Annotated in this window: 22 protein-coding genes; 12 read left to right on the forward strand and 10 right to left on the reverse strand. The window is 63.3% G+C overall.

What is annotated here, in order from left to right; all coding sequences use genetic code 11:
* Positions 1–96: 96 nt before the first annotated feature.
* From DT070_RS03360 to DT070_RS03385, 6 genes are all read left to right on the forward strand, one after another.
* Positions 97–846, forward strand: coding sequence for a FadR/GntR family transcriptional regulator (locus DT070_RS03360; protein ID WP_122954136.1), 750 nt, complete (start codon positions 97–99; stop codon positions 844–846).
* A gap of 85 nt (positions 847–931) precedes the next feature.
* Complete coding sequence (locus DT070_RS03365) at positions 932–1,936, forward strand: sialic acid TRAP transporter substrate-binding protein SiaP (protein ID WP_122954137.1); 1,005 nt, start codon at positions 932–934, stop codon at positions 1,934–1,936.
* Positions 1,937–2,016: 80 nt separating this feature from the next.
* Positions 2,017–2,571 (forward strand): TRAP transporter small permease, encoded by a 555-nt coding sequence (locus DT070_RS03370; protein ID WP_122954138.1) that lies wholly within the window; start codon positions 2,017–2,019, stop codon positions 2,569–2,571.
* Positions 2,572–2,589: 18 nt separating this feature from the next.
* Entirely contained in the window at positions 2,590–3,984 is a 1,395-nt protein-coding gene (locus tag DT070_RS03375) for a TRAP transporter large permease (RefSeq protein WP_122954139.1), read from the forward strand.
* A gap of 42 nt (positions 3,985–4,026) precedes the next feature.
* Positions 4,027–5,553 carry a UxaA family hydrolase gene (locus tag DT070_RS03380; RefSeq protein WP_122954140.1) on the forward strand — a complete coding sequence of 509 codons (1,527 nt, stop codon included), beginning with the start codon at positions 4,027–4,029 and terminating at the stop codon, positions 5,551–5,553.
* Between the two features lie 8 nt (positions 5,554–5,561).
* On the forward strand, positions 5,562–6,617 hold the full coding sequence (locus DT070_RS03385) for a malate/lactate/ureidoglycolate dehydrogenase (RefSeq protein WP_122954141.1): 1,056 nt from the start codon (positions 5,562–5,564) through the stop codon (positions 6,615–6,617).
* 19 nt (positions 6,618–6,636) lie between these two features.
* On the opposite strand, the gene DT070_RS03390 is transcribed toward DT070_RS03385, so the two are convergent.
* Positions 6,637–8,040: a mannitol dehydrogenase family protein gene (locus DT070_RS03390; protein WP_122954142.1), complete on the reverse strand. Its 1,404-nt coding sequence runs from the start codon at positions 8,038–8,040 to the stop codon at positions 6,637–6,639.
* Positions 8,041–8,141: 101 nt separating this feature from the next.
* On the opposite strand from DT070_RS03390, the gene DT070_RS03395 reads away from it, so the two are divergent.
* The 6 genes from DT070_RS03395 to manD all read left to right on the forward strand — a co-directional run bounded on the left by DT070_RS03395 (position 8,142) and on the right by manD (position 13,387).
* A complete protein-coding gene (locus tag DT070_RS03395) occupies positions 8,142–8,876 on the forward strand; it encodes a FadR/GntR family transcriptional regulator (protein WP_122954143.1) in 735 nt (244 codons plus the stop codon).
* Between the two features lie 199 nt (positions 8,877–9,075).
* On the forward strand, positions 9,076–9,921 hold the full coding sequence (locus DT070_RS03400; RefSeq protein WP_122954144.1) for an ABC transporter substrate-binding protein: 846 nt from the start codon (positions 9,076–9,078) through the stop codon (positions 9,919–9,921).
* 66 nt (positions 9,922–9,987) lie between these two features.
* On the forward strand, positions 9,988–10,653 hold the full coding sequence (locus DT070_RS03405; protein WP_122954145.1) for an amino acid ABC transporter permease: 666 nt from the start codon (positions 9,988–9,990) through the stop codon (positions 10,651–10,653).
* Positions 10,650–11,309 (forward strand): amino acid ABC transporter permease, encoded by a 660-nt coding sequence (locus DT070_RS03410; protein ID WP_122954146.1) that lies wholly within the window; start codon positions 10,650–10,652, stop codon positions 11,307–11,309. The genes DT070_RS03405 and DT070_RS03410 overlap by 4 nt, the downstream gene beginning before the upstream one ends.
* A gap of 11 nt (positions 11,310–11,320) precedes the next feature.
* Positions 11,321–12,106, forward strand: a complete 786-nt coding sequence (locus tag DT070_RS03415; RefSeq protein ID WP_122957227.1) for an amino acid ABC transporter ATP-binding protein — start codon at positions 11,321–11,323, stop codon at positions 12,104–12,106.
* Between the two features lie 69 nt (positions 12,107–12,175).
* The gene (gene manD / locus DT070_RS03420) at positions 12,176–13,387 is read left to right on the forward strand and encodes a D-mannonate dehydratase ManD (RefSeq protein ID WP_122954147.1); all 1,212 of its coding nucleotides are present in this window, start codon (positions 12,176–12,178) and stop codon (positions 13,385–13,387) included.
* Between the two features lie 286 nt (positions 13,388–13,673).
* On the opposite strand, the gene slmA is transcribed toward manD, so the two are convergent.
* The 9 genes from slmA to DT070_RS03465 form a co-directional block, all read right to left on the reverse strand.
* A complete protein-coding gene (gene slmA / locus DT070_RS03425) occupies positions 13,674–14,324 on the reverse strand; it encodes a nucleoid occlusion factor SlmA (protein WP_122954148.1) in 651 nt (216 codons plus the stop codon).
* 179 nt (positions 14,325–14,503) lie between these two features.
* Entirely contained in the window at positions 14,504–15,925 is a 1,422-nt protein-coding gene (locus tag DT070_RS03430; protein WP_122957228.1) for a sensor histidine kinase, read from the reverse strand.
* A gap of 107 nt (positions 15,926–16,032) precedes the next feature.
* Positions 16,033–16,734 (reverse strand): response regulator transcription factor, encoded by a 702-nt coding sequence (locus DT070_RS03435; protein ID WP_122954149.1) that lies wholly within the window; start codon positions 16,732–16,734, stop codon positions 16,033–16,035.
* Between the two features lie 260 nt (positions 16,735–16,994).
* A complete protein-coding gene (locus DT070_RS03440; protein WP_122954150.1) occupies positions 16,995–18,134 on the reverse strand; it encodes a glycosyltransferase family 4 protein in 1,140 nt (379 codons plus the stop codon).
* Between the two features lie 252 nt (positions 18,135–18,386).
* The gene (argB, locus tag DT070_RS03445) at positions 18,387–19,298 is read right to left on the reverse strand and encodes an acetylglutamate kinase (protein ID WP_369973915.1); all 912 of its coding nucleotides are present in this window, start codon (positions 19,296–19,298) and stop codon (positions 18,387–18,389) included.
* Between the two features lie 77 nt (positions 19,299–19,375).
* Positions 19,376–20,239 (reverse strand): NAD(P)-dependent oxidoreductase, encoded by an 864-nt coding sequence (locus DT070_RS03450; RefSeq protein WP_206074051.1) that lies wholly within the window; start codon positions 20,237–20,239, stop codon positions 19,376–19,378.
* Between the two features lie 26 nt (positions 20,240–20,265).
* Positions 20,266–22,164, reverse strand: a complete 1,899-nt coding sequence (locus DT070_RS21745) for an NAD-dependent epimerase/dehydratase family protein (protein WP_122954152.1) — start codon at positions 22,162–22,164, stop codon at positions 20,266–20,268.
* Positions 22,161–22,718 (reverse strand): serine O-acetyltransferase, encoded by a 558-nt coding sequence (locus DT070_RS21720; RefSeq protein WP_305036993.1) that lies wholly within the window; start codon positions 22,716–22,718, stop codon positions 22,161–22,163. Before DT070_RS21720 ends, DT070_RS21745 begins: the two co-directional genes overlap by 4 nt.
* The gene (locus tag DT070_RS03465) at positions 22,715–24,166 is read right to left on the reverse strand and encodes a hypothetical protein (protein WP_153976293.1); all 1,452 of its coding nucleotides are present in this window, start codon (positions 24,164–24,166) and stop codon (positions 22,715–22,717) included. The genes DT070_RS21720 and DT070_RS03465 overlap by 4 nt, the downstream gene beginning before the upstream one ends.
* Positions 24,167–24,179 lie beyond the last annotated feature (13 nt).

Genomic DNA, 24,179 nt, shown 5'->3' on the forward strand with positions numbered 1-24,179 from the left:
GGGGTTTCATGGGATTATTAATTGGCCTGACCACTTGTCCAATTCTGGCTAACCCTTAAGTCCCGCCTTTGTCCTTTTTCGGTTCTTTTTCCGCCCATGCCCCTGCAAACCGTCGAACCGCAACGCCTGTACCGCCAGATCGCCGAGCAGCTGCGTACGCTGATCTCTGCCGGCGAATGGGCCGTGGGCGCACGCCTGCCGGCCGAGCGCGACCTGGCGCGGCAGCTGGGCGTGAGCCGGCCTTCGGTGCGCGAAGCGCTCATTGCGATGGAAGTCGAAGGCTGGGTCGAGGTGCGCACCGGCTCGGGCGTGTATGTGCTGGACCGCAGCAAGGCGCCCAGCCACGACGGCAATGGCAACGGAAGGACGGCAGAAATATCGCCCGACGAATGGGGCCCGCTGGAGCTGATACGCGCCCGCCGTGTGGTCGAAGGCGAAGTCGCCGCCATGGCAGCCACCCAGGCCAAACGCAAACACATTGACGCCATGGACAAAGCCCTGGCCAGCATGAAGGCGGATGCCGACCGCGGCGTGCTGCCGCTGGAGGGCGACCGCGCCTTTCACACCGCCATCGTCGAGTCCTGCGGCAACGTGGTGCTGATCGAGACCATCCAGCGCTTCTGGGATTCACGGCGCGGCCCGCTGTTTGAGCGGCTGGGCGGGCATTTCGAGACCGTCGATTCCTGGCGCTCGGCCATCACCGAGCACCAGGCGATTTTTGACGCGGTGCGTAACCGCGACCCCGATGCCGCGCGGGTGGCCATGCATGCGCACATGGACCAGTCCCACAAGCGCTTCAGCGTGAGCTGGCGCCGCACCAAAAACCAGGAGGCGCTCAAAAAATGAACGCCTCCCCTCTCACAACGGCGCGCGTGCTGGTGCGCACCGCCGCTTCTTTTTAATGCCAGCAACCACCCTTTGAGGAGACAACATGACCGCATTCCATAAAAAACGATCCGCTATTAAAACCATAGCTGCATGCGCAATGATGATGGGGGCTTTGGGCCTTTCCGGCATTGCATCGGCACAAACAAAACTGAAATGGGCGCACGTCTATGAGACGTCGGAACCGTTTCACAAATGGTCGGTATGGGCCGGCGACGAGATCAAAAAACGCACCAACGGCAAATACGAGATCCAGGTGTTCCCCGCCTCCACGCTGGGCAAGGAAGCCGACATCAACCAGGGCCTGACCCTGGGCACGGTAGACATCATCCTCACGGGCGCAAGCTTTGCCGGCCGCACCTACCCGCCGCTGGCCATTGGCTACTTCCCCTTCATCTTCCGCGACGCGGAGCACCAGCTCAAGTTTGCCAACAGCGATGTGTTCAGGGAGCTGGCCGCCGGCTACGACCAGAAAAGCGGCAACCACATCACCGCGCTCAACTACTACGGCGCGCGCCATGTCACTTCCAGCGCGGCACGGCCCATCACCAAACCTGAGGACATGAAGGGCCTGAAAATCCGCGTGCCGGACGCACCGGCTTACATGGCTTTCCCGAAATCGCTGGGCGCCAACCCGACGCCGATTGCCTTTGCCGAGGTTTACCTCGCGCTGCAGAACGGCACGGTCGACGCGCAGGAGAACCCGCTGCCGACGATTGAAGCCAAGAAGTTCTTTGAAGTGCAGAAAAACATTTCGCTGACCGGCCACATCGTGGATTCGCTGCTGACCGTGGTGTCGGGCCAGCTGTGGGGCAAGCTGAGCGCGGATGAAAAGAAGATCTTCAGCGACGTGATGCTCGAAGCCGCCGAAAAAACCGGCCGCGAAATCATCGCCTCTGAAGCCCGCTTGGTCGAAGAGTTCAAGAAGAAGGGCAACAACGTGATCACGGTCGACAAGAACGCCTTCCGCGCTGCGGTGCTGAAGAACACTTCGCCGGCCGACCAGGGTTATCGCCAAGCCGATTACGACCGAATAATCAATCTGAAATAACGGCAGCCCCGGCATGCGCAGCCAGCCCATCCGGGCTGGCTTTTGCACCACTTCTACGCGTAACAAAAAAGAGAGACACGATGAGCGAAAAAATCATCAGCGACGACGGCTCGTTCCACACCGAGGACGAGGCGGTGGACCTGTCAGGAACGACCCTCGAAGGCTGGGTGGCACTGGGCTTCTTCTGGGTGCTGGGCGCCACGGTGCTGTACCAGTTCATCACACGGTATGTCTTCAATGACTCGGCCGCGTGGACAGAAGAAATCGCGCGCTATGAATTGATCGCCGTGGTGTTCATAGGCGCCGCCATCGGCGTGGCCAAGAACAACCATATCCAGGTGGATTTTTTCTACCGCCACATGCCGGCAAAGATGGGCCGCATCATGTCGACGGTGACGGACGTGCTGCGCATCGGCTTTTACGGCGCGGCCGTTTTCATGACGGTGCAGATGATGGCCAAGATCGGCAACCAGACGCGCATGACGATTGTGGATTTGCCCATGAACATCGTCTACGGCCTGTGCCTGCTGGGCTTTGCCGCCATGCTGGTGCGCGCGATCCAGGTGGCCCGCATCCATTACCGCCGCGGCTACAGCGTGCTGGAGCGCCCCGAGACCACCATGGAAGACCGCTGAACGCGAACCCTCACCATCATGCTCAAAATATTTTTCCTGATCTTCATGGGCGCCGGCATCCCGGTCGCCATCGCCATGGCCGGCGCCTCGCTGGTGTACATCCTGTTCACCGGCAACCTGCCGCCGTTTGTGGTGATTCACCGCATGGTCTCGGGCATTGACAGCTTTCCGCTGCTGGCCGTTCCCTTCTTCATCCTCGCCGGCAACCTGATGAACAACGCCGGCATCACCACGCGCATCTACAACTTCGCACTGGCATTGGTCGGCTGGCTCAAGGGCGGCCTGGGCCATGTCAATGTGCTGGGCTCGGTGATTTTTGCGGGCATGAGCGGCACGGCGATTGCCGATGCGGCCGGCCTGGGCACCATCGAGATCAAGGCCATGAAGGAACACGGCTACTCCTCCGAATTCGCCGTCGGCGTGACAGCCGCCTCGGCCACGCTGGGCCCCATCATCCCGCCCAGCCTGCCTTTTGTGATTTACGGAATGATGGCCAACGTGTCCATCGGCGCGCTCTTCCTGGCCGGCCTGCTGCCGGGCCTGTTGATGGCGGTGCTGATGATGCTGACGGTGGCTTACTTTGCGCACAAGAACGGATGGGGCGCCGACATCAAGTTCTCGGGCAGCAAGCTGGCCAAGGCACTGATCGAGCTCGGCGTCGTCGCAGCCTGGCCGCTGGTGCTGTGGCTGCTGATCACCAAGGCCGGCGCGCCGGCGCAGGTCACGGTGATCGCAGGGCTGGTTGCGCTCTTCGTGCTCGACAAGATCTTCAAGTTCGAGGCGGTGCTGCCCATCATGACGCCGGTGCTGCTGATTGGCGGCATGACGACCGGGCTTTTCACGCCGACCGAGGGCGCCATTGCCGCCTGCGTGTGGGCGATGGTTCTGGGTTTCTGGTGGTACAAGGCGCTCAAGTTCAAGATGTTCGTGAAGGTCTGCCTCGACACGGTCGAGACGACGTCCACGGTGCTCTTTATCGTCGCGGCCGCGTCCATCTTCGGCTGGATGTTGACGGCCACCGGCGTGACGACCGCCATCGCCTCGTGGGTGCTGGGCTTTACCCAGAGCCCCTGGGTGTTTTTGCTGCTGGCCAATCTGCTGATGCTGTTTGTCGGCTGCTTCCTGGAGCCGACCGCCGCGATCACCATCCTCGTTCCGATTTTGTTGCCCATCACGGCGCAACTCGGCATTGACCCGGTGCACTTCGGGCTGGTGATGGTGCTGAACCTGATGATCGGCCTATTGCATCCGCCCATGGGCATGGTGCTGTTTGTGCTCGCGCGCGTGGCCAACCTCTCAGTTGAGCGAACGACGATGGCCATCTTGCCCTGGTTGGTACCGTTGTTATTGAGCCTGGGCATCATCACTTACTTCCCTGCGGCGGTACTCTGGTTGCCGAAGATGTTCTACTGAAATGAACCCCGCGCCCCCGATGAAAACATACAGATCCAGACCATGACACCCTTTATCCGCCTCCACCCCGCCGATGACGTCCTGATTGCCCGCGCCCAATTGGTGGGCGGCACGCAGGTTGAAAACATCACCGTGCGCGGCCTGATCCCAGCCGGCCACAAGATCGCCACGCGCGCGCTGGCCGGGGGCGAGCCGGTGCGGCGCTACAACCAGATCATCGGTTTTGCCAGCAAGCCGATCGCGCCGGGCGAGCACGTGCACACGCACAACCTCGACATGGGCCCGGACAAGGGCGACTTCGCGCGCGATTACGCCTTCGGCGCCGACGTGAAACCGGCACCGGCCAAACGCGAGGCCACCTTCATGGGCATCAAGCGGGCCGACGGCCGTGTAGCCACGCGCAACTACATCGGCATCCTCTCCAGCGTGAACTGCTCGGCCACGGCGGCACGTGCCATTGCCGACCATTTCTCGCGCCAGAACAATCCGTCTGCGCTCAAGGACTTTCCCAACGTCGACGGCGTGGTCGCGCTGACGCACGGCACCGGCTGCGGCATGGACAGCGAGGGCCTGGGCCTGCAGATCCTGCAGCGCACGCTGACGGGTTACGCCACCCACCCCAACTTTGCCGGCGTGCTGGTGGTGGGCCTGGGCTGCGAGTCCAACCAGATCAACGCCTGGCTGGCGCACGGCAGCCTGCGCGAGGGCGAGACCCTGCGCGTCTTCAGCATCCAGGACACGGGCGGCACGGCCAAAACCGTGGCCAAGGGCATCGCGATGATCAAGGAGATGCTGCCCGAGGCGAACAAGGTCAAGCGCGAGCCCTGCAGCGCGGCGCACATCACCATCGGCCTGCAGTGCGGCGGCTCTGACGGCTACTCCGGCATCAGCGCCAACCCCGCGCTGGGTGCGGCGGTGGATTTGCTGGTGGCGCACGGCGGCACGGCCATCCTCAGCGAAACGCCCGAGATTTACGGCGCCGAACATTTGCTGACGCGGCGCGCTGTGCGGCCCGACATCGCCGAGAAACTGATCTCACGCATCAAATGGTGGGAGCACTACACCGAGATCAACGAGGGTGAGATGAACAACAACCCCTCGCCCGGCAACAAGGCCGGCGGCCTCACCACCATCCTGGAAAAATCGCTGGGCGCGGTCGCCAAGGGCGGCACCTCCAACCTCGAGGCGGTGTATGAATACGCCGAACCGGTGGGCGCGCACGGTTTTGTCTACATGGACACGCCGGGCTACGACCCGGTCAGCGCCACGGGCCAGGTGGCCGGCGGCGCCAACATCATCTGCTTTACCACCGGACGCGGCTCTGCTTACGGCTGCGCGCCCTCGCCTTCGCTCAAGCTGGCGACCAACTCGGCGCTGTGGCAGCGGCAAGAGGAAGACATGGACATCAACTGCGGCGAGATCATCGACGGCGGCGTGTCGGTTCAGGAGATGGGGCAGCGCATTTTCGAGATGGTGCTGGCCACGGCATCCGGCGAGCCCAGCAAAAGCGAGAAACACGGCTACGGACAAAACGAATTTGTACCCTGGCAAGTCGGCGCGGTGATGTAAAGATTTATATGCAAAAAGTGCTTCAAGCCCAATACCTGCGTGCACAAGCAGCTAGCATTTTTATAGCGGCCGGCAGTTCGCCCGCTGAGGCGGAGAAGGTCGCCGCCAACCTGGTGATGGCCAACCTGAGCGGCCACGACTCTCACGGCATCGGCATGCTTCCGCGCTACGTCGACGCCGTGCTCGAAGGCGGGCTGACGCCGAACGCCGAAGTCAAAACCCTGCTGGACACCGGCTCGCTGCTCAGCCTGAACGGCCAGCGCGGCTATGGCCAGTCCATCGGTGAGCAGGCAATGGCGCTGGGCATGGCGCGCGCCAAAACCCACGGCAGCTGCATCATGGCGCTGGCCGAATCGCACCACCTGGGACGCATCGGGCACTTCGCCGAAATGGCAGTCGCCCAGGGTCTGGTGTCGCTGCATTTTGTGAACGTGATGACGCGGCCGGTCGTGGCCGCCTGGGGCGGCAGCGATGGGCGCTACGGCACCAACCCCTGCTGCATCGGAATCCCTTTAAAAGACCAGCCACCCTTCGTTCTTGACTTCGCGACCAGCCGCGTGGCCCAGGGAAAAATGCGCGTGGCGCACAACCAGGGCAAGTCGGTACAGCCGGGTTTGCTGATCGACGAACACGGCCAGCCCACCACCGACCCGGGCGTTGTGGTGGTGCCGCAAGCCAACGGTTTTTTTGGCGCGCTGATGCCTTTTGGCGAACACAAGGGCTACGGCCTGGCGGTGGCGTGCGAGCTGCTGGGCGGCGCGCTCACCGGCGGCGGCACCTGGCACCACCCTACCGTCAGCGTGCGTGCGGTCTATAACAGCATGCTCACCATCCTGATCGACCCCGGCAAGCTGGGCACCCAGTCGGCCATGGAAACCGATGCACTGGCTTTTGTCGAATGGCTGCGCAAAAGCCCACCGGCCGACGGTGTGAACGCGGTGCAGATCGCGGGCGAGCCGGAACGCCGCGCGCGGCTGCAACGCGAGCAGGACGGCATTGAGGTCGACGCCGGCACCTGGGAAGAAATCGTGGGTGCGGCGAACAAGGTGGGCCTCAGTCTTTAACGGCCCGTGCTGAAGGCATTCAAGCGCTATTGAGTTCCTTGATCGCGCCCAGCAGCCCGACTGACTGGGTACGCTCCAGCCAATGCGCCACGCGCGACGCCCAGCGTGGGTCGCGCGGCAATTCTTGCCCCCAGATCGCACCGGCGCCCAGCAAGGCGTCCACGGTCTTGGCCACATCACCGCGATGCTTCCTGGCGACGTCCTGCAGCGTCTGCGCAAGCGGGTCGTTCAGCGCGTAGGGTTTGCCGGCTTCGTCTTCGCCCAGGCAATAACGCATCCACGCCGCAGCGGCCAGCGCCAGGTGTTCTACCTTGCCGCCACGGGCCAGTTGCGCCACCACCGAAGGCACCCAGCGCTGCGGGATCTTCTGCGAGTTGTCGGTCGCGATCTGGTGCACGCTGTGCTTGAGCGCCGGGTTGGCAAAGCGCGCCAGCAAGGCGTCGCGGTAGGCGGCCGCGTCGGGGCGCGCCAGGTGGGGCATGACTTCCTGCGTCATGAGGCCGTGCACAAAGCGCTGCAGGTCGGGCTGGGCAATGCATTCATGCACGGTGGGCAAGCCCAGCACCGCGCCCATGTTGGCCATGGCTGAATGGCTGCCGTTGAGCATGTAGAGCTTGGCCTGCTCGAAGGGCCGGACATCGGCCACCACCTTCACGCCGGCCGAGGCCAGCACCTTGGCGTCGGCGGGGTCGGCAAAACGGTCTTCCATCACCCATTCCCAAAAACCTTCGGTCGCGACGGCGCATTGGTCGGCGACGCCCAGCGCTTCGGCGGCTTCCTGCAGCCTTTCGGGCGTGGTGGCCGGCACAATGCGGTCGACCATGCTGTTGGGGAAGGCGCAGTGTTGTTCTATCCAGCCGGCGAGCGCATCGCTCTCGCCGCGCGCCTGCTCCAGGCAAAGCTTTTGCAGTTTGCGGCCGTTGTCGGTGAGGTTGTCGCAGGAGGCAATCGTCAGCCCGCCGGCGCCGGCCTGGCGGCGCGCCAACAAGCCCTTGACCAGCAGCGCCGCCAGGTCCGGGCCGTAGCCCTTCTCGGTCACCGTCAATGTCACCCAGCGCGTGGACGGCGCGGCGATGGCGCCGATCACACGCTCCGGCTCGCGCGCCGCCACGCAGGTGCCGAGTACCGAGCCCACCACCTGCCAGCTGCGGCCGGCGTGGCTGTTGATTTGCACTGAGTACACGCCTTGCTGCTGCGCCAGCGCATCGGCGAGCTGTGTGGAGCGCATCGCCACGCCCAGAACACCCCAGCCCGCGTCACCGTTGTGAAGCAGGGCATCGAACACCACGGCCTGATGCGCCCGGTGAAAAGCGCCCAAGCCCAGATGCACCACGCCGATGCCGGAAGGATTTCTGTCAAAAAGGGGGGTCGTGATGCCGCGTTCGGCCAAGGCGGGCAGCGCCGCCGGAGTGAGTTCTTGCATGGCGCCATCTTAGGGAGGGCCAGAGGCCGGTTTTGTAGTGGTAAACCACAATACCCATAATTGGTATGCCATGAATAATTTGGTCCAACCACTTTAAAACCATGAACACCCCCCAAGTCAAAACCCCCGCTACGCCAGAGGTCGTGCTGCCTTCCGCCAATACGGACCGGTCTTACCAAAAGCTGGCGGGGCAGATCCTGGAGCTGATTGGGCAAGGGGAATTCGCCTCGGGCGCCCGCCTGCCGTCAGAGCGGGCCCTGGCCGAGCGTTTTGACGTGAGCCGCACCTCGGTGCGCGAAGCCATCATTGCGCTGGAGCTGCAAGGCGCCGTCGAAGTGCGCGGCGGCTCCGGCATTTATGTGGCCCAGCTGCCGGCCATTCGCCCGCCGGTGTTCATGCCGCAAACCGGCCCCGGCCCGTTTGAGGTGCTGCGCGCCCGCTGCCTGATCGAATCGGAAATCGCTTCGGTGGCCGCCGTCACTCGCCAGGACGCCGACCTGGACCGCATCTTTGCGGCGCTGGCCGCCATGCGCGAGCACATGGACGACAAGCTCGCCAACGAATCGGCCGACCGCCTGTTTCACCTGCGTATTGCCGAGGCCACCGGCAACAGCGTGCTGCTGCAAATGGTCACCGCGCTGTGGGACCACGCGCGCGGGCCGCTGTGGTCGCAGATGGAGGCGCACTTTCACTCCCCCGCGCTGCGCGCGGCCTCGCAGGAAGACCACCAGCGGGTGTTCAGCGCGCTGCTGGCGCGGGATGCCGAAGGTGCCAGAAGTGCCATGAAGGCGCACCTCGAACGCGTCATCAGCGAGTTCGCCCAAGCCTGGCGCTGAATATGGCCGCCACGCTTTTCGCCTCGCGTAATGCGCTGCCCCCCGAGGGGGCCGCCCGCCTGTGGCCCGGCAAAGCCGGTTCCACGGCTCATGCTGGGTTAAGTCCAGCGTTTGCGTAGGCCAGCAGTACCAAGTATTTCGACACGACACATCACCAACCCGCGCCGGGGAAACGGCGCACTACAACCAGGAGACAAGCATGAAACATCCCTCATTCATCCGCCGGCAGGTGCCGGCACTTATCGCCGGCCTGCTGATGGCAGCCGGCGTCGGCCAGGCATTTGCCCAGGCCGTCCCGGCGCCCGGCACCAGCGCGCGCATCGACGCGATCAAGAAAGCCGGCGTGCTGCGTGCCGCCGTGCTGTCCAACCCGCCCTGGCTGGTGGAGAACACCACCGGTTCGGGCGACGCCTGGGCCGGCCCGGCGTGGATTCTGGCCAATGAATATGCGCGCCTGCTGGGCGTGAAGCTGCAGGCCGTGCCGGTCTCGCACGAGACCAAGGTGCCGGTGCTGGCCTCCAACCAGGCCGACATGACGATCTCGCCGCTGTCGGTGACGCCGGAGCGCCTGAAAGTCGTGGACTTCGTGACCTACTCGGCCACGGCGCTGTGCATGTTCGGCCGCGCCGACAACCCCAAGGTGGCCAAGGCCAAATCGATTGACGAGTTCAACAGCCCCGACATCACGGTGGCCTACTTCACCGGCGGCGGTGAAGAGAACTGGGTCAAAAAGCGTTTCCCCAACGCCAAACTGCGCGGTGTCTCCACCGCCGGCACCGCCGCGCCCGTCGAAGAAATCATGGCCAAGCGCGCCGACGTGACGCCGATCAACCGGGTGCCATGGGTTGCGCTGAACCGCAAGGTCAAGGGCCTGAAGGCGCTGCCCGACGGCAACAACTGCCAGAACAGCACCGAGCAGGCCGTGCCCATCGGCCTGGCCATCGACAAGAACCAGCCCGAGTACTTCAACTGGCTCAAGGCCGTGAACGAAACGATGAAGCCCAAGCTCGAAGCGGACGAAATCCGCGTCATCGGCACGATGTAAACCCGCGCGGCCGGGTGCGGCCCACAGGCTGCACCCGGCCCTGCCTTGCGAGACAGACCCGTCCCCATGGAACTTGATTTTTCACCCCTGATCGACAGCTGGCAGTACCTGCTGGGCGGCCTGGGGCTCACATTGCTGCTGTCCTTGCTGACCGCCGCCGGCAGCCTGGTGCTGGGCACTGCCCTGGGCCTGGGCCGTGTCTACGGCAAGGCCTGGCTGCGCATCCCGATTGTTTTTTACATCGACACGCAGCGCGCCATTCCCGTGCTGGTGATCCTGGTGTGGTTTTATTTCGCGGTGCCCATCCTGACGGGCATCAGCTTTCACCCTTTCTGGGCCGCGCTGATGGCGCTGACGCTGCACATCGCCGCCTACGTGGCCGAGATCGTGCGCGCCGGCATTGAATCGATACGGCCGGGGCAGATACGCGCGGCGCTGGCGCTGGGCATGTCACGCGCGCAGATCGTGCGCAAGGTGGTGCTGCCGCAGGCGTTGGTGCGCATGCTGCCGTCCTTCGGCTCCATCCTCTCCATCACCATCAAGGACACGGCCATTGCCGCCGTGATCGCCGTGCCGGAACTGATGAAGCGCGCCGAAACCATCGCCGGCCAGAGCTACCGGCCGATTGAAGTCTTTACCACCGTGATGGTGATTTATTTCATCATCCTTTTCCCCGGCTCGCGGCTGATCGACCGGCTGTACCAGCGCGTGGCGCACCTGGGGCGCTCATGAACCTCGACTGGAACATCGTCTGGCAGCACCGCTGGGACCTGGCGCACGGCGCGGGGCTGACCGTGCTGCTCACCGTGCTGACCATGCTGGCGGCGGTGCCGGCCGGCATTGTGCTGGCGCTGATGCGGCTGTCGCGCTCGCGCATTCTCTCTACAGCGTCGCTGTGGTTTGTGGAGTTCTTTCGCAACCTGCCGCTGATCCTGGTCGTGTACTGGGCGTTTTATGTGATGCCGGTGTTTCTGCACATCGAGTTCTCAGCCTTCACCACCGGGCTGATCGCGCTGTGCCTGAATGTCTCGGCCTACAACGCCGAGACCTTCCGCGCCGGCATCAACTCCATCCGCAAGGGCCAGATGGAAGCGGCGATCGCCGTGGGCATGAGCCGCTGGCAGGCGATGAAGCAGATCATCATTCCGCAGGCCTGGCGGCGCGTGCTGCCGGTGCTGGCCAGCACCTGGGTGTCGCTGTTTAAAGACACCTCGCTGGTGTCGGTGATCGCGGTGGGCGAGCTGGCGCACGTGGCGCTGCAGATCCGCTCGTCGAGCTTTCGCGTGCTGGAAATGCTCACGGCGATGGCCGTTATTTACTGGTTGATGGGTTATCCGCAGGCCAAGCTGGTCGACTGGATTCACAAACGATTTGAGGTCAAGGAATGAACGGCGACAACATGACGACAAACACCGCAGCCCACGGCGAGCGCCGCGGCGCCCACCTGCCGCCGGTGGTGGTGTACGACCAGGTGCGCAAGCTGTACGGCGACTTCGTGGCCATCGACGGCGTGTCAGTGCAGGTCAACAAGGGCGAGGTGATGTGCCTGATCGGGCCCTCGGGCTCGGGCAAGTCCACCCTGCTTCGCTGCACGAATGCGCTGGAGGTGGTGGACGGTGGCCGCGTGCTGTTTGACGGCGTGCCGCTGCCGACCGACGAGACCGAAGCGCGCAAGGTGCGCCGCCGCATGGGCATGGTGTTCCAGAACTTCGAGCTGTTTCCGCACAAGAGCGCGCTCGACAACGTGGCCATCGGCCCCGTCACCGTGCTGGGCATGAGCGAAGACGAGGCGCGCGCCCGCGCCATGAAGCTGCTCGAAAAAGTCGGCCTGGCCGACAAGGCGAACAACTTCCCGAGCGGGCTTTCAGGCGGCCAGCAGCAGCGCGTGGCGATTGCCCGCGCGCTGGCGATGGAGCCGGAGGTCATGCTGTTCGACGAGCCGACCTCGGCGCTGGACCCGGAAACCATCGGCGAGGTGCTCAACGTGATGAAGCGCCTGGCCGACGAAGGCATGACCATGGTGGTCGTCACGCATGAAATGGCGTTTGCCCAGCGCGTGGCCAACTGGGTGGTGGTGTTCGACCACGGCAAGGTGGTCGAGCAAGGCCCGCCCGGCCAGATTTTCGAGAACCCTACGGCCGAGCGCACGCGCGACTTCCTCGGCCACCTGGGCTGGAGCGGCTGACGCCGCCAGGCCCCCCCCCACAAACATTCTCCACAACAACAGAACCAGACCGGGACTTCCGGAGCCTTCATGAAAATTACCAACGCACGCGTTATCGTCTGCAGCCCCGGCCGCAACTTCGTCACCCTCAAGATCGAAACCGACGAGGGCCTGACCGGCATCGGTGACGCCACGCTCAACGGGCGCGAGCTGTCCGTCGTGAGTTACCTGACCGAGCACGTCATCCCCTGCCTGATCGGCCGCGACCCGCAGCAGATCGAAGACATCTGGCAGTACCTGTACAAGGGCGCTTACTGGCGCCGTGGCCCGGTGACCATGAGCGCGATCGCCGCGGTCGACACGGCCCTCTGGGACATCAAGGCCAAGGCCGCCAACATGCCGCTGTACCAGCTGCTGGGCGGGCGCAGCCGCACCGGCGTGATGGTGTACGGCCACGCCAACGGCAGCGACATCAGCCACACCGTCGAGGAAGTGCTGCGCTACAAGGAAATGGGTTACCAGGCGATACGCGCGCAAAGCGGCGTGCCCGGGCTGGAAAAGGTCTACGGCGTGGGCCGGGGCAGCATGTTCTATGAGCCGGCCGACGCCAGCCTGCCGAGCGAGCACGACTGGAGCAGCGAGAAATACCTGCTGCACACGCCCAAGCTGTTTGACGCGGTGCGCCAGGCCGTGGGGCCGGACACCCATTTGCTGCACGACGTGCACCACCGGCTGACGCCCATCGAGGCGGGCCGTCTGGGCAAGTCGCTGGAGCCCTACCACCTGTTCTGGATCGAGGACGCGACGCCGGCTGAAAACCAGGAGGCCTTCCGCCTGATCCGCCAGCACACCACCACGCCGCTGGCCGTGGGCGAGATTTTCAACACCATCTGGGACTGCAAGGACTTGATCCAGAACCAGCTGATCGATTACATCCGCGCGACGGTGGTGCACGCCGGCGGCATCACCCACCTGCGCCGCATCGCCGACTTTGCCGCCATGCACCAGGTGCGCACCGGCTGCCACGGCGCGACGGACCTGTCACCGGTGTGCATGGGTGCGGCGCTGCACTTTGACACCTGGGTGCCCAACTTCGGCGTGCAGGAATACATGCGCCACACCGAGCAGACCGACGAGGTCTTCCCGCACAGCTACCGCTTTGACAAAGGCCTTATGCACTGCGGTGAAACGCCGGGCCACGGCGTGGACATCGACGAAAAGCTGGCCGCCAAATACCCCTACCAGCGCGCCTACCTGCCGGTGAACCGCCTGCAGCACGACGGCACCCTGTGGAGTTGGTAGCATGGGAAATTTAAGCAAAATCGGCCTCTAGCCCAATAACGGCGTGGACTAGCAGCTATTGATTTGATAGCAGATTCGACCAGCCGCGATGCGAAGCGAGCCGCAGCAAGGCCAGCATGAGCCGCGGAACCGGCCTCGGCCTGTCCTGAGCCTGTCGAAGGGCCGGGCCGCATGGCGGGCGGCCCCTCGGGGGCAGGAAGCTACACGAAGTGAGCGACCGTGGGGCGAACATTCTTCGTCCCCTGCAAGGGGAAAAGGCGCTACACGCAGTGAGCGCCGATAGGGGTTAGCCTAATAGATTGGCCAGGCTGGCTTCGAGGTGCTCGGACGGCAGGCGCTTGAAGCCCGAGCGGGCGAAACGCTGCAGGCGCCCCACCATAAACGCGACGATGACCGAGGCGCGCACCTGGGCGTCGACCGTGGGGGTGGCCGCGCCGCTGGCGGCGGCTGCGTCGCGCAGGCTTTGTTTCAGGCTGGACTCCAGCTTGTCAAAAAACTGGTTCATGCGCTCTTGCAGGCGGTCGTTTTCAAACACCAGCGCATCGCCCACCATGACGCGCGTCATGCCGGGGTTCTTTTCGGCAAACTGCAAAATCATGATGACCAGCTTGCGGGTGCGCACCGCGTGGTCGGGCTCGCGTTCGCCGATCTGGTTGATCAGGGTGAAAACGCTTTGTTCGATGAATTCGATCAAACCCTCGAACATCTGCGCCTTGCTGGCGAAATGGCGGTACAGGGCCGCTTCGCTCACATCGAGCCTGGCCGCCAGGGCCGAGGTGGTGATGCGCTCGGCGCCCGGCTGTTCCAGCATCGTCGCCAGCGCCTGCAGGATCTGGACCCGGCGCTCGCCCGGTTTGGGGCGCTTGCGCGCCGCAGGCTCGGCAGCAGCCGGCGTGGCCTGCGGGTTCACTTCGGATTCAGACGCTAAGTCGGACATAGGCGATAGGAGGAAATGAAGAATGTTTCAAAAAACCGGGAATCGTTGCAATTGATTCTCGCACAGCAAAGTGACAGTTGAGACCGGTTCAGGGGGCTTGAAGTCTCCGGGTTTTCGTCCATGAGAGGGAGACTCAATGTTCTGTTTCGTAACAGCAAGCGCTCACTGTGGCGGGCGAACTACAAACTCAGCCGCACCCGCAGCCCGCGCGGGCCCGAGGCGTCCGCGGAGGCGTCATCCAGCTCCAGCTGGGAGCGGTGAACCCGGGCGATTTCATTGGCAATCGCCAGGCCCAGGCCATTGCCCTCCCCGACCGTGCCCAGGACCCGGTAGAAACGCTCCAGCGCCTTGCCACGCTCTTCGGGGGCAATGCCGGGGCCGTCGTCTTCGACCTCCAGGAAGACGCCCCAGCGCGGGTGATCCGGGTCCGGCTGCGGGCCGGCGCCGGGCCCGCAGCGGATGGTGACGGTGCCGCCGGGGGGCGTGTACTTGACGGCGTTGTCCACCAGGTTGCCCAGCAATTCACGCAGCAGCCATTCATAGCCGCTGGCCTGCGCCGGCTGGGCGTCCAGGCCCAGGTCAATGCCTTTGCGCGTGGCCGCGTCCAGGTGCAGCGGCAGGATGGATTCGCACAGGTCCTTCAAATCCACCCGCTGCATGGGCTGGGCGGCGGCGGCCGACGCGTCGGCGCGCGACAGCGCCAGCAGCTGGTTGGCCAGCTGCGAGGTCCGCCGGGTGGCGTTGCGCAGCTTGATGATTTTCTCGGCGGGCAGCGTGACGGCGCCGTCGGAACCCGCCGCCTGCCCCACCCTGGCGGCCTGCGCCCAGGCCTCGACCTGCGCCTGCAGCCCGGCCAGCGGCGTGCGCAGCTGGTGCGCCGCGTCGGCCACAAAACGGCGCTGGCCCTCGGCCTGGTCATTGACCAGCCCGAACAGGCGGTTCAGGGCTGTGACGAGCGGCTGGACTTCGGCCGGCGTGGTCAGCGGGTCGATCGCGCTGAGGTCGCGCGGGCTGCGGCGCTCCACCGCGTCTTTGAGCTCGATCAGCGGCTTGAGCGCCCGCATCACGGCCCAATTGACCGCAAAGCCCGCCACCACCACCAGGATGAGGTTGGGCAGCAGCACCTTGAAGAGCACGGAGCGCACCCATTGCTGGCGCGGGTCCGAGCCGTCGGCCAGCTGCACGATCAGCTCGCCGGCGGAGGTGCGGGTGCGCTGGGCCGCGATGCGGTAGATCACGCCCTGGTGCTCAAGGCTGTGGAATTCGATGTCGTGTGTGGCCGGCAGCAGTTCGGGGATCCAGGCCTCGCCCGCCAGGAATTCGCCTTGCGCATCCGACAGGCGAAAACCGACGGAGCCGGTGCGGCCCTTGAGGAAATCTTCCACCGCCGGCGCCAGCAGCAGCAGGGGCTCACGGCCCGCGGTGATGCCGGGCGCCACCACGGAGTCGGCCAGCAGGGGAATCAGCCGGGCCAGCTGCTGGTCTTTTTGCAGGGCGACGTTGCCGGCGGTCTGGTAGTCAAAGTAAATGCTCACCAGCGCGAAGATGCCCAGCGGAACCAGCAGCAGCATGAGCAGGCGGCGCTGCAGGCCTGATTTCATCGCGGCGGGCACGAGGCGGCTGTTGCCGGCGCGGGCGGCCACGGCGGCCAGTTGGGCCCTCAGGCGGGCGGCCCAGGAACGGCCGGGGGCATTCATGCGCTGCCTGCTTATTCGCCGCCGGCGCCGGGCAAGCCGGGCGCGGCTTCCACCAGTTCAAGGCGGTAGCCAAACCCGCGAATGGAGCGCACGGCAATGCCGTGGGGCTCGAGCTTGCCGCGCAGTCGCGAGATATACACCTCGATGGCGTTGGGCGTGATTTCCTTGTCCCAGCCGGTCATGGCCTGCAGCAGCTTGTCTTTGCTGGCGGGTTTGGGGGCGTTGATCAGCAAATATTCCATCACCGTCCATTCGCGCGGGCCGAGCTCGATCAGCTGGCCGCCGGCGCGGGCTTCGCGGTTGGCCGTGTCCAGCTCCAGCGCCCCGAAGCTCAGGGTGGCGCTGGTGGCGGCCTGGGAGCGGCGCAACAGCGCACGCAGGCGCGCCAGCAGCTCGGGCAGCTCAAAAGGCTTGACCATGTAGTCGTCGGCACCCAGGTCCAGCCCCTGGACGCGGTCCTGCAGCGCGTCGCGCGCGGTGAGGATGAGCACCGGCATCGCCAGCCCGCCGCGCCGCAGGCGCCGGGTCAGCTCCAGCCCGTCGATGCGCGGCAGGCCGATGTCGATGATGGCGGCGTCGAAGGTTTCACCTTGCAGGACTTCCTCGGCCCGCTCGGCGCTGCCGACCCAGTCGACCGCGTAACCGGCGTCGCTGAGCCCCAGCTTGATGCCGCTGGCAACCATCACGTCGTCTTCAACCAGTAGGAGTCGCATATTTTTGAAGCATAGGCCGCACAGTGTGCCGGTCTTATGCGGGAATACGAGGATGCTGAAAGGTAGCTGTCAGCTTTGTCGATCAGGTAGTCCGAACGGGGCCCGCATCCACTGCACGGTCCGTTGCACTACCGGCACACGCTTGATCGTAGCGACGCGAACGGGCTGACCGATGCCGGCAAATGCCGCGACGCTCAGCGTCAAGGCGCCAGCGAGAACGCGCGCACGGCTACTTGATGGGTCTGTCGGGTTGGCTCTGATTACTTTGGCTGCTGCATCAGCGAGCGCCGGAACAACTGGCGAGTCATGTCCACAATGCTTGCGTCTTGTGCGAACTTCAGGCCATGGTCTCGCGCTCGCTCGGAAAGCGACTTATATGCGGCATCATCCATATCAACAAGCTCGTCAAGGGCGGAACAAAAGGCCCGCTCATTACTGAGTGGAAAATTCCAACCCGCCCCCAGCGCCTGCAGTCCACCCCAGGGCGTAAGGTCGCTCAGAATTGGCGGACAACCCGCCAGCATTGACTCCAGCACCACATGCCCGAAGTTTTCGCCATGCGTCGGAAACAGGAATGCGTGGGCTTGCGAGAAAGCAGCAGGCACTTGTTCAGGTGTTATGGGGCCGTGAAATCGCACATTCGATCCTTGCGCCAATACACGGCACTCTGCCGCATATTCGGCATCCTCCTCAGGACCGTAGATGTCGAACTGAATTTCAGACTTGCCACGGATCATCCGCAGCGCCGCGTCCAAATTTTTTTTGCGTGAGATACGCGAGACAAACACCAGCCGCAACTGTCCGCGCTGCTTGACCGGCCTGGTGTGCAACAGGGAAGTTGCTGACGCCGGCAAGTCTGGCGCCACTACAATTTCGCTAGACTGCCCGAACCAATGTTTGATTTCCTGCGCTTCAGCCTCTGAAGAGGCTTGCCATGTCACGCCCCTATACAGTCCCGTTGCGTAAGCAGCACGTAGAAAGACGGCCTTCTTACCAGCCTTCAGCGCAAGAGCGCCCGGTGATAGTTCTCCGCGCGGAGCTATTACGATGGCCGTTCGGCGTGCCCTTCCGAGTCGATGCAGTAACAAAGGCCAAACGCTAAAGGTCAAAGAAAACAAGCTGTTCAAATATAGAAGCTGATGATCCTGCCTACGCATCACCGATGCCACCTGCCTGTGACAGGCGTCCGGTGACAAGTAGACGACAGCAGCGCCTGTGGGGTCGCCGCGTGCACCGGCAGAATAAGCTGCATCGTCGCCCAAATCGCGGTCACGCGTAACCACCACGAATTTAAACTCAGCACTCAAGTGTTGCAGCGTGTTTGCGAGAGTGCGAATCGGACCGCCAGCCTTGAATCCAGGTAGGTAGTAATCGGCCATGACGAGGACTGTGCTGCTCATGCCCGGCAGTATATCTAGGTCGATCTAGCGGTCTGCCCGTCTACTTATGGCCACACAGAGCTTGTTCTGCCTGATATCAAACACCACAAAGCCATCAGCTGACCCGCCGATGGTTTTTTTCACGGTGATCATTCGAGGTGGCAGGAATCCCTTGAAAGAGGCCATCAGAAGATTGCGTGAATCGCCCCGGCTTGAACAGCCCCTGGAAGTTAGCCGATTGCGATCCCGCCAATCAGGTAGTCCGAAAAATCGCTAGTGCGAGCGGATCATCGTCCCGTAGGCCTGGTCAGTCAGGATTTCCAGCAGCATGGCGTGCGGGACGCGACCATCGATGATGTGGACCGAATTCACACCGCTCTTGGCCGCGTCCAGCGCGCCTTCAATTTTGGGCAGCATGCCGCCGGAAATCGTGCCGTCGGCAAACAGCTCGTCGATCTCGCGGGCGCTCAGGTCGGTGAGCAGTTCGCCGGCTTTGTTCAGCACGCCGGGGGTGTTGGTGAGCAGCACCAGCTTCTCGGCCTTGAGCACGGTGGCCAGCTTGCCCGCCACCACGTCGGCATTGATGTTGTAGCTTTCGTTGGCCTCGCCGAAGCCGATCGGGCTGATGACGGGAATGAAGGCGTCGTCCTGCAGGGCTTTGACCACGCTCGGGTCGATGCTGACGATGTCGCCGACAAAACCGATGTCGTGCTCTTTGGCCGGGTCGTCCTTGTCGGTCATCTTGAGCTTTTGCGCCCGGATCAGGCCGCCGTCGCGCCCCGTCAGGCCCACGGCCTTGCCGCCGGCCTGGTTGATCAGGCCGACGATGTCCTGTTGCACCTGGCCGGCCAGCACCCACTCAACCACTTCCATGGTTTCTTCGTCGGTGACGCGCATGCCCTGGATGAAATGGCCTTTTTTGCCCAGGCGGTTGAGCGCCGCTTCGATCTGCGGGCCGCCGCCGTGCACCACAACCGGGTTCATGCCCACCAGCTTGAGCAGCACCACGTCTTCGGCAAAGTCGGCTTGCAGGGCCGGGTCCGTCATGGCGTTGCCGCCGTATTTGATGACCAGCGTCTTGCCGTGGAACTTGCGGATGTAAGGCAGCGCTTGGGCCAGGATTTCGGCTTTGTCGCGCGGGCCAACGTGGGAAAGGTCTGGGTCAGTCATGGGGGTGTCGCTCATGGCCAGGGGTCTAAAAAGGGAGGATGGCGCAATTGTGCAGCATCGCCGGGGCCTTGCCGCGCCCGGGCGCCGGCACGTCAGCGCAGCGTGTTGAGGTAAGCCGGGTCGAACCGGCCCGGCCGGTAGCCAAAGTCGCGCGTCGCGTCCTGGTGGTCGAAGACCAGGTCGGCCTGCATGCGCAAGGCCATGTCGGGCGTCAGGTGGGCAAAACGCGGGTGAAGGCGGGCCAGCCACACCGCAACCCGGAACGCGGTGATCGGCACGGGGATCAGCACGGGCTTGCGGCCGAGTGTTTCAAAGATGCGCCGCACCATGTCGGCGTAGGCCAGCGTTTCGCCGCCGCTCAGGTTGTAGGCCTTGTTGTAGCTCGCTGGCTCGGCAAGGCTTTGCATGCAGGCAGCGGCCAGGTCACGTGCATGGACCGGCTGGCGGCGCCCGCTGGCTTGGCCGAAGCGCGGGAAAAACCCGAAGCGGCGAATCAACCGGGCAATGTCGGCCACATTGCGGTCGCCGCCGGCGCCGCCGTAGATCAGTGTGGGCCGGAATATCGTCCAGGCCATCCCCAGGCGCTCGCACTCGCCCATCACGTGTTCTTCAGCGGCAATGAGCTTGTTGACGACTTGCAGCTCGTAAGGGCTGGCTGATTCCTGCTTGGTGAACCGGCTGGTCGAGCTGAAGGCGATGACCCGCCGCACGCCGCAGGCGTGAAACTTTTCGAGCCAGCCCGGCAGCAACCACAGGCTTGCGGTGTGGATGAGCGCGCCGGCTTCGACGCCGGGCAACTCCTGCGAGGGCGTGGTCAGATCCACGGCGGAACACGCCAGGCCTGATGCACGGTCTTCTTCAGCCAGGGGCCGGCGCCCCAGGGCATGCACCTGAAAGCCTTGCTGCAGCAGCAGGGGCAGCAGCAGCGAGCCGATCGTGCTGGTCCGGCCGGTCAAAAAAACGGTCCGGGATGCAGTGCTTGTCATGGACTACCGTGCCGGAAATATTGGGCGGCCTCTCTCAAAGCGTCATCCACGTCCACGGGGGGTTCCCAGCCCAGGACACGGCGTGTTTTTGAAATGTCCACCTGCAGCGAGTCACACAGCCGCTGCATGACGGCCTCCTGCCCCGCCACCCGGGCGGCGCCCTTCAGCACCATGACCGGCACCGAAATCAGTCTGGCGGGTTTGTCCAGTGCTGCTCCCGTACGGCTCAGCAGCCCCGAGATGGAAAGGTCTTCCCCATCGCTGGCCAGAAAAACCTGGTTGGCTGCAGCAGGATGCTGAATACAGATGGCAATAAGATCCGCCAGGTTACCCAGTGCCACGAGGCTGCGCCGGTTGGGCAATGCGCCCAGCGGCATGGGCAAACCCTTGAGCAGCCAATGCATCATGGATTGAAAGTTGGCTTTCACACCCCGCCCGTAAACCAGGACGGGACGGATGATTACCACTTCCAGTCCAGTCTCGGCAGCGAGTTGCAGCAAGCCCTGTTCAGCTTCATGCTTGGAAATCCCGTAAGGATCGGTCGGATGCGGCACATCCTCCGCAGTGAATGGTTGGCCCACAGGCGTCACCTCGCCGTTGACCTTGATGGAACTGATAAAAACAAAGCGGCGCACGCCCGCCGCGGCGGCCTGGCGCGCCAGGTTCAAAGTCAGGGCCACATTCGTACGGCGAAATTCAGCAAGGGGATCCGCAGCAACCTCGCGCATCAAATGGACGCGGGCAGCAAGATGGACGACGCTGTCCACCCCGGCCAACGCCACCGACCAATCCGTGTTCTCGTCAATCTCGTTCATCGACAGGCCTTCCAGCCCGTCATCTGAAGCAACGTGCTGCTTGTGCCGTACCACCCCACGCACCTGGTAGGCCCTCGACGTCAGAACGGAACAAACAGCTGTTCCTACAAACCCATTGGCGCCCGTCACCAGCACAATCTTTCCTGCCCCTGTGAAAGCACCAGGCTGCCGCGCGCCGGATGTCTTGGCCCGCATGGCGTTTTTGGCGCTTGTTTTTTTTGTGACGTCTGCATCCGGATGGGTGCTGAACACACCGCCCCATTTACGCCAGTAAAGAAAGCCGGAACGGATCGTCACCAGCCGTGATGCCCATGAGCGATGGGTATCGCGCGCCCACTGGTGCACAACTTTGACTTTGGGAACATAAATAACCCGCGCCACCTGCAATGCCCTGCGACCTATATCCGCGTCTTCGTAATGCAGGAAATAGTCCGGGTCAAATCCCCTGATTTGGTGCAGCACGCTGGTACGGAAAAACATGCAGGCGCCCGTGGGGTACTCCACGTCAAAAATCGGCTTTTCATAGTCACAATCCAGCATCTCAAATTCGGCAAGCGTCGGCTCAAACCACGATTGCAGCCATTTGGGGGAGAAACTGCGCAGAAACATGACCAGCAAAGTCGGATGGCGTTTACAAAGGTAATGCCGCTCACCGTCTTCGCCAAATACCGCCGGCGTCAAAAGCCCGGCGTCAGGGTGGTCTTCGAGGAACCGCAACGCTTCGCGCAGCGCATCGGGCGCCACAAACAAATCCGGGTTCACCACCAGGTGATAGTCTGAACGGGCGCCTTCAATGGCCAGGTTGTTTCCCCTGCCGTAGCCGACATTGCCGGGCGAGCGCAGGAGATGCACCGTCCAGTCGGGCATGGCGGAACGGCGCGCATCAAGCCACTGGCCAATCCGTTCGTGCAGGACGGCGTCGCTGGAGTTGTCGACGAGCGTCAACTCCAGAAAACGCTCGCCATCCTCTTTCGCCACACGGCCGGCTTCCTGCAGGGCCAGCAGCGTGCGTTCCAGTGTCGCCAGATCCGGTTTGTAAAGCACCAGCGAGGCGCTTAAAGAAAGAGAAAGACGGGTCAATTTTGTTCCTGCGCGTTATCTGCGCCGCTGCGGAGAATTATCCTGGCGGGCACGCCCACCGCTACGGCATAGGGAGGGACGTCCTGCAGCACCACAGCATTGGCGCCGACTTTGGCGTGATCGCCGATGGTCACGCGGCCAATTACCTTGGCCCCTGCCCCAAGGACCACATGGTTGCCGATGACCGGCCGAAGGGAAACCGTGAAGCCGTTGTCTGGCTCGGCCGTGCCCAAGGTCACACCCTGCTGGATGGTGACATTTTCGCCAATCTTTTCGGCGCCCAGGACCGTGCCCACGGTATGCGGCAAAAACAGCCCACCGCCTATTTTTACCTGGGGGGATGACTCAATGCCGAAAATAGCCACATTGGCCATAGTGAAAAGTTTGGCCAGAACGCCAAGCCGCCGTTCAAAGAAAAATTCCGCGAGACGGATCAACACCACCGGCGCCATGCGCGGGTTGAAACAGCTTTTGATCAGCTTCAAGGTGGAAACCGGCCCGGTGTGTCCCATGAATTTCTGAAAACGCTCAATATCAGATCGTAGATTTTTCACAGCACCACTTTCTTGTAAGCGACCAGGGATGCTGCTGCCACAGCCGGGCCCGCACCAATGCAAAGCCATTGCTCAATGGCCCAATCCTGTGCGGGCCCCGAGCCCGTGAACACCAACAGAAACAGGGGCAGGGTTGCTGCCAGCAGCAAAGGCCATATGTGCATGCGCCGCATCAACGGATTTTTGTGCCCAGCATATTCCACTACAAACACCAGGTAAAGAAAGTTGGGCAGCACGAAGGCCCAGGCCAACGCCGGAAGGGTTGAGAAGTTAACCAGCGCAAACCTGACAGCGGCGAGCAGGCCCAGATTCAGCGCAAGATCTGAGAGCAACAACACGCGTGAATTTCGGGTGGCAAGAATCATGGTGCCATATACCCACGAGATGCTACGAAAAAGAACTGCGATCACCAGTACAGCGAGAACCTGCCCCGATGCCTGGAATTCCCGGCTGTACAGCAAATTGATCAGCGGACCTTTCAGGAGAACCATGCCGTAACACACCAGTACACCGCCGGCCAGCACCAAGTATGCCGTTTTGAGCATGCAGGCCTTCTGACTCTTCGCATCTGTAGCCCGAGTCAGAAGCGGGAGATAGATTGCACTGCAGGCGGTCAGAAAAAGCGTGGTGTAGTTGAACGTCAACGTCCAGCCCGCATCAAACAAGCCGGCAAACGCCAGGCCTTGCGCTTCGATCACCCAAGACCGGATCAACAGCAATGCCAAAGTGGTGGAAAGCGCTGCCGCAAGGTTGGACAGCGCGAACCGGAGAAAAACACGGCTCTCGCTTGTGTTCAGGCGGGCCGCCTTCAACGGCGAGGCAAGCCGTGGCAGACGCGATATGCCGAATAAACCGGCCAGACAGGTGACGCCGAAGCACACAACAAAAGACATGGACAGCACAAATGGGTCGGCCGGCAACCGCCACCACCATGCACCGGCCAGCAACATGACGAGCGCCGCGGGCCCGGCAATCTGCGCCAGCGCAAGATAGGGATAGGAACGGTAACCATTGAGCACCGCCAGCGCGTAGGTCCCGGCGACATTGAGCAGCACGGCCAAGGCGAGCCATCGCACGGTGGCCACCAGCCCAGGCGCGCTGGACGACAGGAAAAACTGGGTAAGAACAGGCGCCGCGACCAGTATGGCCAGCACCACCATCACGCCCGACGCGCCAACAAGGCGCGCCGCAGTCGCCCGGAATTGCCTGCGGGCGGCGTCCTCGGGCCGCTCCGACAGGCCCTGGACGACGGAATTTGTGCCGCCAAAAGTCGCCCCCACCGTAGCGGCCTGCGCCATCTGCCTGAGTTGCGAGAAAAGCCCGACGCCTTCCGGGCCCAGCCACAGGGCAACAGCCTTGAAACTGAGCAACCACAAAAATGCCGACCCAAACACGCCGGCAGTGCTGATCAGAATTCCGCCTCTCAGGCTTGGGGAAGGCGTACTCATAGCCACGCCGGCG

Origin of the sequence: Polaromonas sp. SP1 (assembly GCF_003711205.1) — a bacterium.
Lineage (GTDB): Bacteria > Pseudomonadota > Gammaproteobacteria > Burkholderiales > Burkholderiaceae_C > Polaromonas.